This is a genomic window from Nocardia sp. CNS-044 (genome assembly GCF_059570515.1).
Genome location: NZ_JCANSX010000005.1, coordinates 857,815 through 869,296, shown reverse-complemented (window position 1 = coordinate 869,296; position 11,482 = coordinate 857,815). Strand labels below are relative to the sequence as shown.

Below are 11,482 nucleotides of genomic sequence, written 5' to 3'. Positions count from 1 at the left end.
CCGCTCGGCGCGCCGCTCGGCGCGCCGACGACCACCGTGCTCGGGCAGCGCCGCGAGCCGAGCCGTCGGCCGCACCGGACGCTGTGTGTCTCGCCGCTCCGTCGGTGCGGATAGTCCACATGCCGGGGCCGCGCGGCGATCCGCGGCCGGTCGCCGAAGTCCGCTCAGCCCAGTACGCGGGCGATCCAGCGGTCCGGGTTCTCGATCTCGTCCGGCCGGGGCAGCGTCTCGGGATTCGACCACACCACGTTGAACCGCTCCATGCCGACGCGGCCGACGACGTGGTCGACGAACGCCTTGCCGCGGACGTACTGCGCGACCTTCGCGTCCACGCCGAGCAGGGCCCGCAGAATGCGCTGCAGCGGGTTGGTCGGGCGCTTGCGGCGCTTGTCGAAGGCCGCGCGGATCTGCTCCACCGTCGGGATGACGGTGGGGCCGACGGCGTCCATCACGTGGTCGGCGTGGCCTTCGAGCAGGGTGCCGAGCATGAGCAGCCGGTCCAGGGCCTCGCGTTGCGGCGGCGCCTGGGTGGCGCGCAGCAGACCGACGACGCCGCGGGTGGCCGGATCGTCGGATGCGGTGCCGCGGCGGCGGTCGCGCAGTTCGTCGACCAAACGGGTGAGCATGTCGGTCAGCGGTTCGTCGCCGACCTCGGAGAGGATGTCGACGTTGTTGCGCATGTAGTCGGCCAGCCAGGGCGCGGAGGAGAACTGCACCCGGTGGGTCACCTCGTGCAGGCACACCCAGAACCGGAAGTCACCGGCCGGGACGCCGAGCGCGCGCTCGACGGCCATGATGTTGGGCGCGACGAGCAGCAGTGTGCCGTCCGGCCCGGTGAACGGGTCGTACTGGCCGAGGATGGCGGTGGAGAGGAACGCCAGCATCGCGCCCGCCTGCACACCCGCGGGCTTGCCCGCGAACGTGCCGCGGCCGTGCGGATCGCCGCCGGTACCGGTGAGCTGGGCCATGGAGTCGGCGGCCGCGCCGATCCAGCCGGGCCGGTCGACGATGCGCGCCGCGGGCACGGGCTGATCGTCGAGCAGTCCGCTCACCTCGCGAACCGGTCCCTCGGCCCGCACCGACGCCTCGGCCAGCTCGGCGACCACCTGCTCGGCCGAGTACCGCGAGGTGCGCGGACCCGGCGGCACCAACGCCGATCCGGTGCGCGCGGCCAACCGCCAGTCGACGGCGCCGGACAGGCCGGAGCGACGTCGCGCCTTGCCGTTCGATGCCGAATCGGCGACGGCGGATTCGCGTGTCTTGTCAGCGCCTTCGATCATGGTCAACCACCCGTCACGAGCATCCACAGTTGCGCAGCGTGCCTGCGATGGCGTCCAACGCGGGCCTGCTCACCTCCGGCGGCCGATCGTTCGACATCAACGCGAAGGTCAGCACCCGGCCATCCCGGTCGAGCACATATCCGACCAACGTGCTGGCCACCGAGAGAGTTCCGGTCTTGGCGCGCACCCATCCGGCGCCGCCGCGGTTCTGGGTGACATACCGGCTGGCCAGCGAGCCCGTCGCGCCCGCGACCGGCAGATCGTCCAGCATCGGCGCGAGGGTGGCCGCCAGCTTCCCGCCCGCGGGCCGAGCCTTGGTGCCGGTCGGCCGGGTCAGCGTGTCGTCGGTCGACTGGGCGGCGGTGGCGACGATCTTGTCCAGCAGGCGCGCGGGGATGCGGTCGTCGGTGGAGAGTCCGCTGGTGTCGTGCATCACCACCCCGTTCAGATCGAAACCCGCCTTCTCCAGTGTGGCGGCCACGGCGGCCACCGCGCCGGCGAACGACGGTTCGTGTCCGGTCGCCACCGCGATCTCCCGGCCGATGGTCTCGGCGAGCACGTTGTCGGAGTAGACCATCATGTCGCGCAGCCGGTCGCGCAGCGGCGCGGACTGCACGCTCGCCACCTCGGCCGCACCCGGCGCCGCCTTGCCCGCGCGCACCCGAGACGGGTCGAGCCCGAGTTCGATGGCCAGCCTGCGTCCGGCGTCCAGCGCGGGGGTCGAGCTGCGCGGGGAGTATTCGACGAGCGGTTCGACGCGTCCGCCGTCGATCATCACCGCTTCGATCGGCGCGATCGAGCCGCCGGGGATGTCGGCGTCCTCCCAGCCCTTCGCCATGGTCGGCCCGGCGAAGGCGGTGGTGTCGACCACGATGGTGTCCGCCGCGCTCCCGGCCAGCCTGATCTGCGCGACCAGGTCCGCGAGGCGCGGGCCCTTCGGGTAGTAGCCCTTGCCGTCGGCCTGCGCGGTGAGCGTCGGATCTCCGCCGCCGACCAGCACCAGTTCGTTCGGCGCCGCCCCGGCGACCACCTTGGTGACGACCCGCTGGTCCGGCGGCAGCGCGAGCAGCGCGGCCGCGGTGGTGAGGATCTTGGCGGTGGACGACGGGATCATCGGCGTGCCCGGATCCTGGCTCCACAGCGTGGTTCCGCTCTCGGCGTCGGTGACCACACCGGCGAACGTGCCGAGATCCGGATTGGCAAGCGCCCCGCCGAGCGCCGCCGCGACACCGGCCGGGCTCGGCGCGGGCGCGTTCGACGGCGCGGGAGCCACCTGCGGAAAAGGCTTGACCAGGGCGGGCGGCGCGGCGATGGTGAGCCCGCCGTGCCGGAATTCCGGGGTCCACGGCTGGACGACGACCAACGCACCGCCGGCGGCGATCAGCAGCACCCCGAAGGTCGCCCCGAATCCGATCCACATCCTGCGCCGCCGCCGCGCGGCCAAGTCACCGATATTTCTCTTCTTCCCACCAACCACGTACCCGTCGTCTCCCTGACTCGGCTGCCACGCACCACCGGCGCACCCATGCCCTTTTGAACCTCGGCCCCACCGATCACACTATCCTCGTTCCGCTACCGTTCCCCCGAACAACCTGGCGAGTCGGCGGTCGTGCCCGCTCGAGCCACCGGATGCAGCACAGAAGGAGATGGCGTGGAGTTCGACGTCACCATCGAGATCCCCAAGGGTTCCCGCAACAAGTACGAGGTCGATCACGAGACCGGCCGTGTTCGGCTCGATCGCTTCCTCTACACCTCCATGGCCTACCCGGCCGACTACGGCTTCATCGAGAACTCGCTCGGCGAGGACGGCGACCCGCTTGACGCGCTGGTCCTGCTGCCCGACTCGGTGTTCCCCGGCGTGATCGTCGAGGCGCGCCCGGTCGCCATGTACAAGATGGAGGACGAGGCGGGCGGCGACGCCAAGGTGCTGTGCGTGCCCGCGGGCGATCCGCGCTGGGACCACATCCAGGACCTGGCCGACGTGCCGGAGTTCGAGCTCGCCGCGATCAAGCACTTCTTCGAGCGCTACAAGGACCTGGAGCCGGGCAAGTACGTCAAGGGCTCGGAGTGGGTCGGTCGCGCCGAGGCCGAGGCCGAGGTGGAAGCCTCCTTCAAGCGTCTGCAGGAGAAGGGCGGCCACTGAGTCACCCGACGAAGGCGGGAGGTCCGTACGGACCTCCCGCCTTTTTCGTTTCCCGAATGGGTTGTCCTCGTACGCGAAAGGGACGCCCGGCCTGCGCCGGACGTCCCTGGGGATCCGATCACGGTGCGAGAGCGCCGATTACGGGTGGTTTCGCGGGATCAGTAGTAGATGTAGAGGTCCCAGCCGTCCCAGGCCTCGACGCACTCCCAGTAGTAGCCGCCGGTGCTGGGCGAGACGCCGTCGGCGCGGCAGGCCTCGAAGGTGGCGTAGGTGCCGATGTAGGTGGCCCCGTAGCCGGTGGCCTGGTAGGTCGGCGCGGCGTTGGCCGTCGCAGCCGTCGACACCCCGGCGACGGCTGCGGTGGCAAGAAGGCCCGCGGCGAGGAAGGACTTGATTCGCATTTCACTGCTCCTGGAAAGCGAGGTTGATGTTGACCTCTCTCAAGGTAGGGAGCGAAACGCCGCTGAACAGCCACCCCTAGGGCTCGAACACCCGCCCCCTCGGGCGATTCCACCTTCTCCACCACGGCAGCGAGATTCGAATCGCACACTCGCAATTCGCAAGACTCGTCCCCGACTCGACGTCGAAAGCCACACGGCGATCGGAGGTTTTGTGCCGCGAGTCAGGAACCGGGGCCGTCCGCACCGCGCCGCGCGCTTTCCCGATCCGCGCTCTTGTCCAGCGGTGGCTCCACCGTCGCACCGCCCGGCAGCGGCAGGCCGGTCTGCTCGACGACCCGCGCCTCGACATCCACCACCGATTCGGCTTTGTCGTTCGCCGCCTGGATGCCGCTGACCATGCGCAGCGGCACTTCCTTCCAGAACAGCACGAGCACCAGCGCGAGCAGCGCGAGGCAGGTGACGGCGAGGAACACCGTCGACATGGAGTCCGCGAAACCGACCTGGAAGGGCCTGGCCAGCTCCGGGCTCAGCTGCTGGACGATCGAGCTGTCCTTCAGCACCTCGCCCGCGGCCGAAGTGTCCTGGGCGAGCAAACCTTTGGCCAATGCGGCGTCGGCGGGATTGCCGCTCTGCGCACCGGCGAGGACGGCCTGTGCGAACTCCGGATCGCGTGCGGCGGCGCGCAGTTCGTCGGTGATGTTCGGCGTCATTCGCGCGAACAGGATGGACAGGAACACCGCGACGCCCAGCGTGCCGCCGATCTGCCGGAAGAAGGTGGCGGCCGCGGTGGAAACGCCCATGTCCTTGGGCGGCAACGCGTTCTGCAAGGCGAGGGTGAGCGGCTGCATGAGGTTGCCGAGACCGAACCCGGTGCAGGCCATGAAGAGCATGGCCAGCCACAGCGGGCTGTCCGCGTCCAGGAAATGCAGCAGGAACAGGCCGAGCGTCAGCGTGGTCGCGCCGATGATCGGGAAGATCCGGTAGCGGCCGGTTCGCGAGATCAACTGGCCGGACAGAATCGAGCCGAGCATCAGCCCCAGCACCATCGGCAGCATTTGCAGACCGGCCATCGTCGGGCTCGCCCCGCGAACGACCTGGAGGTACTGCGGCAGCAGCGAGATGCCGCCGAACATGGCCGCGCCGACCACGAACGAGATGACGACGCCGAGCGCGAAGGTCCGGTTGCCGAAGATTCGCAGCGGGATCAGCGCCGCGTCCTTCAGCCCCTTCTCGACCACGACGAACCCGGCGACGCCGAGCGCGCCGATCACGTAGCAGACCACCGAAGGCACGCTGCCCCAACCCCATTCGCGCCCCTGTTCGGCGACGACGAGCAGCGGCACCAGTCCGACGGCCAGCACGAGCACACCCCACCAGTCGACCCGATCGGTGGAGTGCGGCTTCTTCGGCAGGCGCAGCACCCGCGAGACCACCGCGAGCGCCACCAGCCCCACCGGCACGTTGACCAGGAAGACCCAGCGCCAGCCGCTGACGCCGAGGATGGTGTCCTGCCCGGCGAGAATGCCGCCTAGCACCGGGCCGATCACGCTGGACGTGCCGAACACCGCGAGGAAATAGCCCTGGTAGCGGGCGCGTTCGCGGGGGCCGACGATGTCGCCGAGGATGGCGAGGGCCAGCGACATCAGCCCGCCCGCGCCCATGCCCTGGACGGCGCGGAAGGCGGCCAGCTGGTACATCGACTGGGCGAGCGTGCACAGCAGCGAGCCGACGACGAAGATGCTGATGGCCGCCATGAAGAACGGCTTGCGGCCGAACATGTCCGACAACTTGCCGTAGAGCGGCGTGGTGAGAGTGGCGGTGATCAGGTAGGCGGTGGTGGCCCAGGCTTGCAGCGCGTAGCCGTCGAGATCGTCGGCGATGGTGCGGATCGCCGTCGAGACGATGGTCTGGTCCAGCGAGGAGAGCAGCATGCCGAGCATGAGCCCGCTGAGGATGGTCAGGATCTGCCGGTGGGTGAATCCCGCCTGCGGCGTCACGGCGGTCGGGGCGGTCACGAACGCCGCTCCGCTTCATCCGGATTCGTGAGCCGCGGCCCGGCGACCATCGCGGGTCGCGCGCGTTCGAAATCGTCGACGAACTGGCGCAGCAGGTCCGCGAAGAGCGCGCGGTCGTCCGGCGTCCAGTCGGCCATCACCAGGGTGAGGTTGTCGTGGCGGCGCCTGCGGATACGCTCGGCCACCTCCCGCCCCCGCTTGGTCACCTCGAGCACCGTCGCGCGTCCGTCGGCGGGGTCGGCCGTCCGCCGGACCAGCTCACGCTCGACCAGCTGGGCGACCTGGCGGCTGACCGTCGACGCGTCGGAGAACACCGCCTCGGCCAGCGCGCCCGAGCGCATCGGGCCGTCGCACAGCAGCCGGAACAGCACGGCGAACACAGCCGGGTCCACGCCGTCCGTGGTGCGGATCTGCAAGGCGGTCCGGTCGCGGATGCGCTGGAGCCGGGTCAGTTGCACCGCGATGGTGTCGATCGAATGGTCGTCCGCGTCCACGCACCGCCACCTTTACTTGCGCCAATCAATTAGTTGTTCGTCGCAAGTATGTCGGTGCGTGGACGCCGGAGGCAAACGGCTATCGACCCTTGAACTGCGGCTCGCGCTTCTCGAAGACGGCCTGGATGGCCTCGGTCAGGTCCTCCGACGGCAGGAAGGCCGCGTTCCACGCCGAGACGTAGCGCAGCCCCTCGGCCACCTCCGACGCGCGCTTCTGGTCCAGTACGTCCTTCACGCCCTGCACCACCAGCGGCGGGTTCGCGGCGATCTCGCGCGCCATCGCGTGCGCCGCGTCCAGCACCGCTTCCTGGTCCGGATACACGTCGTTGACCAGGCCGATCCTCTCGGCGCGCGCGGCGTCGATGTCCTTGCCGGTGTAGGCGAGCTCGCGCAGGTGGCCCTCGCCGATGATGCCGGGCAGCCGGTGCAGCGAACCGATGTCGGCGACGATCGCGACCTTGGCCTCGCGCAGGCTGAACTTGGCTTCCGCGCTGGCCAACCGCACGTCGACGGCCGCGATCAGGTCGAGGCCGCCGCCGATGCACCAGCCGGAGATGGCCGCGATCACCGGCTTGGTGCACTCGGCCACCGCGGTGACCGAGTCCTGCATCCGCCGGATCTCCTTGAGGAAGTCGGTGCGCGGCGCGGCCAGCGCCTTGTCGGCGAGCAGCGGACCGAAGGTGCCCGCCATGGCCGGGAGGTCGAGGCCGTAGGAGAAGTGCTTGCCCGCGCCGGTGAGCACGATGGCGCGCACCTCGGGATCGGCGTCGAGACCGCGGAAGATCTCGGGAAGTTCGCGCCAGAAGTCCGGGCCCATCGCGTTGCCCTTGCCGGGGCCGGTCAACGTCACCTGCGCGACGTGGTCCTTTGTCTCGACGGTGAAAGCCTGCCAGTCAGTCATTTGTACAGCGTATACGCCGCTTGCGCGGGCCGTCAGGGGGAATGCGCCGAGGCAGGAACGCGGTCTGTTCTCGGCAGGAGCAAATGCGCGGTTTTGCTTACCCTGGATCCATGAGCAGGGCCCAGCTACCTCCGGTCGCCTGCCGGGTCGCCGACACGCTGATCGCGCGCGGCCATCACGGTGTCATCCTCCGCCAACCCACACCCACCCGCACTGCCGCCGACGCGGCACGCGCCCTCGGCGTCGAGGTGGGAGCGATCACCAAATCGCTTGTGTTCCTGCTCGATCAGGACCCGGTGCTGCTGCTGGTCTCCGGCGCGCACAACGTGGACCTGACGCAGACCGGCGCACGATTGGAAGGCACGCTCACCCGCGCACCCGCGGCGCTGGTGCGCGAGGTGACCGGTCAGCCGATCGGCGGGGTCGCGCCGGTCGGGCATCCCACCAACCTGCCGACCTGGGTGGACAACGCGCTGGCCAGGCACCAGGAGCTGTGGGCGGCGGGCGGGCATCCGAACACGCTGTTCCGTACGTCCTTCCGGGAGTTGGTGCGGATCACCGCCGGGCTTCCGATCGATGTGGACTGAATCTCACACCGCCGCATGAGCTGCGGGTTTCCGGGGCGAACGGCAATCGAACAACAATCGCCCGGCCCGGAGCGGGCGAATCGGGCGTACGTTCGTCATGTGACCGAAGCACCGCAGCCGCACACCGGCGTCCGGATCCCCGACGACCTGAGCGGCATCACCGCCGAGCAGTACCGCGCGTCCATGCGTCACTATCCGGCGGGCGTCACCGTGGTCACGCTCTCCTGCCCGAAGGGACCGGTCGGCTTCACCGCGACCTCCTTCGCCTCGCTCTCGCTGGAACCGCCGCTGGTGTCGTTCAACATCGCGCACACCTCGTCCAGCATGGCCGCGATGCTCGACGCCGATTCCGTGGTCATCCACTTCCTGGGCGAACACCAGCAGCACATCGCCAAGCGCTTCTCCCGCTCCGCCGAGGAACGCTTCACCGACCGCTCCCTGTGGACCACGCTGGACACCGGCGAACCCGTCCTGCACGGCACCCCCATCTGGGTCCGCGCCGTCGTCCAGCAACTCATCCCCATCGGCGACCACACGTTCGTCGTCGGCCTGGTCACCCGCGTCCACGACAACACCGACGAAAAGCCGGCCGCCGCACCGCTGTTGTACTACAACGGCCGCTACCACCGCCCGTCCTCCCTGGAGGGCTGAGCGAGTTCAGGAGCCGTCCAGCTCCTTGAACGCGACCTCCATCGGGAACGGGCCGGTCAACCGCAGCGCGTCCTGATGGGTTTCAGCGAGCCGATAGGTCCGGCTCGCCCAGTCCAAGCGGTACTCCTGAACGATCTTGACGCGGCGGTCGGCGTCGAGGTGCACCACAAGGTAAATCGGGATGCCCTCGTGCGCGTACTCCGCCCGCTTGTCGACGGTGTCGGTGTACTCCGATCCCGGTGAGACGACCTCAACGACCAGCAGCGCGTCTGCCGTGGTGAGCTTCCGATCCTCCTCGACGCACCGATGCAGCACCACGTCGGGCCTGCGGAAGGAGAACCCGGGACTGCCCGGCCTGCCCTTGACATAGTGCATCTCGAAGTCGGTGACGACACCGGTGCACGGCTCGGCCGGGCGCGCCTGTTCCAGCGCGTTGGCCAGCCGCCTGGCGACGTTGTTGTGCTGAAAACTGCCGCTGCGGCAGAAGATGACGTGACCGTCGACCACCTCGATCTGCCGTTGCACGTCCTCCGGCAGGGCGTCGTAGCCGGCCTCGGTGATGAGCAGCGCCCCTGGATCGGTCGCCCACGCAGGCAGAATGCTCATCGGTCCACCTCCAAGTCAGGAACGGTCTCGCCGATAGTATCCCGCCGCCACCGCCCCCAACCGGCCCCGGAAACCGCGCCGCGACATCCTGGCGCACTCGGTCGCTTCGGCCGTGCGCGGTCCAATGGCGGTTACCGCGCGGTGGCGTCCTACGCGATCAGGCAGGGGGTGGCGCCGGTGGACGGGTCGGCGGTGAAGGGGCGGGTTTCGGGGGTGGGGTTCCAGAGGCCGTCGGTTTCGGCGTAGTTCCAGGAGGGGCCGCGGTGGACCAGGGTGGCGACGGCGTCGACGAGGCGGTCGATGTCGGCGGAGGTGGTGCCGAGGCCGATGCTGGCGCGCAGTGCGCCGTCGAGGCCGAGGCGGGCGAGCAGCGGGTGGGCGCAGAAGCGGCCGTCGCGCACACCGATGGCGTGTTCGGCGGAGAGGTAGGCGGCGACGTGGCCGGGCGCGAAGCCCGCGACGGTGAACGCCACGATGCCGACGGAATCGGGACTGTCGGACCAGATGCGCAGCGTCTCGACGCCCGGGATGGCACACAGTCCCTCGCGCAGGCGGTCGGCGAGCAGGCGTTCGTGCGCGGCCAACCCCACGGGATCGATGGCGGCGAGCGCGTCACAGGCGGCGGCGATCGCGGCCGCGCCCAGCACGTTCGGCGACCCCGCCTCGTGCCGCTGCGGCGCGGGCGCCCATTCGGCGCGCTCGGTGCTCACCGCGCGCACCGCACCGCCGCCCGCGAGATAGGGCTCGGCCCGATCCAGCCAGTCGCGGCGGCCGACAAGCACACCCGCACCGAACGGCGCGTACAGCTTGTGACCCGAGAAGGCGAGGTAGTCGATCCCGCTCTCCCGCAGGCTGATTCGCCGGTGCGGAGCGAGCTGGGCCGCGTCGACCAGAATGCGCGCCCCGCATTGGTGCGCGATGTCGGCGAGCCGCTCCAACGGCAGCACCTCCCCGGTGACATTCGACGCCCCCGTCACCGCGAGCAGTGCGGCGGGCTTGCTGCACAGCTCCGCCACCAGCAACCGGATGGTCTCGGCGACGGTGTCGGCGGCGCGCACCACGCGGCGTCCGTGCCGCGTCCACGGCAGGAAATTGGCGTGATGCTCGATGTCGAGCACCACGGTGTCGCCCGGCACGCAGGACGCCAGCAGGTTCAGCGAATCGGTGGTGTTGCGGGTGAACACCACCACCTGGTCGTCGGCGGCGTCGAGGAAACGGGCGACCGAACCGCGCGCGGCCTCGTAGCACTCGGTGGAGATGCGCGAGGCGTAGCCCGCGCCGCGGTGCACGCTGGCGTAGTACGGCAGCAGCCGCTGGATCCGGTCGGTGACCTGGGCCAGCGCCGGCGCGCTCGCGGCGTAGTCGAAGTTGGCGTAGGTGCGGGTTCCGCCCTGCACGAGCGGCACCGGCAGATCGTCACCCGAAACGCGGGCGAAGGCGGCACAGGTCTGGTCCACAACAGCGGTCATCACGTAATCCCGTCGGCTCTGGGACTCGCGATCGAGGGATTCGTCGAGTCCGCGCTTGCCGCGCCCGGTCGGACGGCGGCCCGGTCGTCACCCGGAGCACCCCACCGCGGAGGAGGGTTGCCGACCAGCTAGCCGGGGCTTAGCGCTGGTACTCGTGACCTGTCCCGAGATTGGCAGACCGCACGCGGCTCTGTCAACCTCTGGATTCGCGCGGCCGAAAGTCGGTTGCGCCGCCGCGGGAACTGCGCTGCACTCGTTGGGTGACGCCCTCGCTGCTGCTCAGCTTCGTCGGACTGTGCGTCCTGCTCTCCCTGACGCCGGGGCCGGATTCGTTTCTGGTGCTGCGCTTTTCGATCGTGGACGCCCGTCCCGGCATCGCCGCGGCGGTGGGCTCGGCGCTCGGCGGCTTGGTGTGGGCGGTGGTGGTGGCCGCTGGCGTCGCCGCGCTGCTGGAGCAATCCGCGACCGCGTATCGCGCGCTGAAGATCGTCGGCGGAATCTATTTGGTGTACCTGGGAATTCGTACGCTCATCGAGTTGCGCAAGCGGCGGTCCCAGGCCGATGCCGAGTTCCATTCCGGCAGCGGGAAAGCGCCCTCGGTTCGCTCGGCGTTCACGGCGGGCGTCGTCTCGTGTCTGTTCAACCCGAAGGTCGGCCTGTTCTACCTCGCCGTGCTTCCCCAGTTCCTGACCGAGGTCACCTTCCTGAACACCCTCGCGCTCGGCGCGATCGAATGCACCGTCGCCGCCGTCGAGATGATCCTGCTCGCCCTGCTCGCCGCCCGCGCGGTGGCGTTTCTGCGCAGCCCGAGGGTCCGCGATCGGCTCGAGCAGGCGAGCGCCGGGATTCTCACCGCGCTGGGTTTGGGTACCGCGGCCTCGGCGACCTGATAGGCGCCGCCGCCCAAACGGAGCGAATGCGGAAGTGCGCCTGAC

General features: G+C 69.9%; 12 protein-coding genes and 1 riboswitch. Of the genes, 4 read left to right on the top strand and 8 right to left on the bottom strand.

Features of this window, described 5'->3' with window-relative positions:
* Positions 1-164: 164 nt before the first annotated feature.
* Both T333_RS04940 and T333_RS04935 read right to left on the bottom strand, forming a co-directional pair.
* Positions 165-1,280 (bottom strand): zinc-dependent metalloprotease, encoded by a 1,116-nt coding sequence (locus tag T333_RS04940; protein WP_355000487.1) that lies wholly within the window; start codon positions 1,278-1,280, stop codon positions 165-167.
* Positions 1,281-1,293: 13 nt separating this feature from the next.
* Complete coding sequence (locus tag T333_RS04935) at positions 1,294-2,700, bottom strand: D-alanyl-D-alanine carboxypeptidase/D-alanyl-D-alanine-endopeptidase (protein ID WP_496424143.1); 1,407 nt, start codon at positions 2,698-2,700, stop codon at positions 1,294-1,296.
* Between the two features lie 231 nt (positions 2,701-2,931).
* Between T333_RS04935 and T333_RS04930 the strand changes: the two genes are divergently transcribed.
* A complete protein-coding gene (locus T333_RS04930) occupies positions 2,932-3,423 on the top strand; it encodes an inorganic diphosphatase (RefSeq protein ID WP_067789948.1) in 492 nt (163 codons plus the stop codon).
* 158 nt (positions 3,424-3,581) lie between these two features.
* Here the strand turns inward: T333_RS04930 and T333_RS04925 are convergent, their stop codons facing one another.
* The 4 genes from T333_RS04925 to T333_RS04910 form a co-directional block, all read right to left on the bottom strand.
* Positions 3,582-3,824 (bottom strand): hypothetical protein, encoded by a 243-nt coding sequence (locus tag T333_RS04925; protein ID WP_067789945.1) that lies wholly within the window; start codon positions 3,822-3,824, stop codon positions 3,582-3,584.
* Between the two features lie 221 nt (positions 3,825-4,045).
* Positions 4,046-5,839 carry an MDR family MFS transporter gene (locus tag T333_RS04920; RefSeq protein WP_496423771.1) on the bottom strand — a complete coding sequence of 598 codons (1,794 nt, stop codon included), beginning with the start codon at positions 5,837-5,839 and terminating at the stop codon, positions 4,046-4,048.
* Positions 5,836-6,333, bottom strand: coding sequence for a MarR family winged helix-turn-helix transcriptional regulator (locus tag T333_RS04915; RefSeq protein ID WP_496423770.1), 498 nt, complete (start codon positions 6,331-6,333; stop codon positions 5,836-5,838). The genes T333_RS04920 and T333_RS04915 overlap by 4 nt, the downstream gene beginning before the upstream one ends.
* Before the next feature lie 79 nt (positions 6,334-6,412).
* Positions 6,413-7,234, bottom strand: coding sequence for a crotonase/enoyl-CoA hydratase family protein (locus T333_RS04910; RefSeq protein WP_355000490.1), 822 nt, complete (start codon positions 7,232-7,234; stop codon positions 6,413-6,415).
* A 110-nt stretch (positions 7,235-7,344) separates the two neighbouring features.
* Between T333_RS04910 and T333_RS04905 the strand changes: the two genes are divergently transcribed.
* Positions 7,345-7,821, top strand: a complete 477-nt coding sequence (locus T333_RS04905; RefSeq protein WP_355000491.1) for a YbaK/EbsC family protein — start codon at positions 7,345-7,347, stop codon at positions 7,819-7,821.
* 99 nt (positions 7,822-7,920) lie between these two features.
* On the top strand, positions 7,921-8,472 hold the full coding sequence (locus tag T333_RS04900) for a flavin reductase family protein (RefSeq protein ID WP_355000492.1): 552 nt from the start codon (positions 7,921-7,923) through the stop codon (positions 8,470-8,472).
* Positions 8,473-8,478: 6 nt separating this feature from the next.
* Here the strand turns inward: T333_RS04900 and T333_RS04895 are convergent, their stop codons facing one another.
* Together T333_RS04895 and T333_RS04890 are read right to left on the bottom strand one after the other, a co-directional pair.
* Positions 8,479-9,078, bottom strand: coding sequence for a Uma2 family endonuclease (locus T333_RS04895; protein WP_496423769.1), 600 nt, complete (start codon positions 9,076-9,078; stop codon positions 8,479-8,481).
* 149 nt (positions 9,079-9,227) lie between these two features.
* The gene (locus T333_RS04890; RefSeq protein WP_496423768.1) at positions 9,228-10,547 is read right to left on the bottom strand and encodes an aminotransferase class V-fold PLP-dependent enzyme; all 1,320 of its coding nucleotides are present in this window, start codon (positions 10,545-10,547) and stop codon (positions 9,228-9,230) included.
* A gap of 46 nt (positions 10,548-10,593) precedes the next feature.
* Positions 10,594-10,707, bottom strand: a riboswitch (SAM riboswitch).
* A gap of 100 nt (positions 10,708-10,807) precedes the next feature.
* Here T333_RS04890 and T333_RS04885 point away from each other — a divergent pair.
* Positions 10,808-11,437: a LysE family translocator gene (locus tag T333_RS04885; RefSeq protein ID WP_355000495.1), complete on the top strand. Its 630-nt coding sequence runs from the start codon at positions 10,808-10,810 to the stop codon at positions 11,435-11,437.
* The last annotated feature ends 45 nt before the right edge of the window (positions 11,438-11,482 follow it).

Excerpts from the sequence above, each read along its gene's own strand:
- T333_RS04910 (WP_355000490.1), bottom strand. The coding sequence starts at position 7,234 with ATGACTGACTGGCAGGCTTTCACCGTCGAGACAAAGGACCACGTCGCG.
- T333_RS04940 (WP_355000487.1), bottom strand. The coding sequence starts at position 1,280 with ATGATCGAAGGCGCTGACAAGACACGCGAATCCGCCGTCGCCGATTCG.
- T333_RS04890 (WP_496423768.1), bottom strand. The coding sequence starts at position 10,547 with ATGACCGCTGTTGTGGACCAGACCTGTGCCGCCTTCGCCCGCGTTTCG.
- T333_RS04905 (WP_355000491.1), top strand. The coding sequence starts at position 7,345 with ATGAGCAGGGCCCAGCTACCTCCGGTCGCCTGCCGGGTCGCCGACACG.
- T333_RS04895 (WP_496423769.1), bottom strand. The coding sequence starts at position 9,078 with ATGAGCATTCTGCCTGCGTGGGCGACCGATCCAGGGGCGCTGCTCATC.
- T333_RS04925 (WP_067789945.1), bottom strand. The coding sequence starts at position 3,824 with ATGCGAATCAAGTCCTTCCTCGCCGCGGGCCTTCTTGCCACCGCAGCC.
- T333_RS04935 (WP_496424143.1), bottom strand. The coding sequence starts at position 2,700 with ATGTGGATCGGATTCGGGGCGACCTTCGGGGTGCTGCTGATCGCCGCC.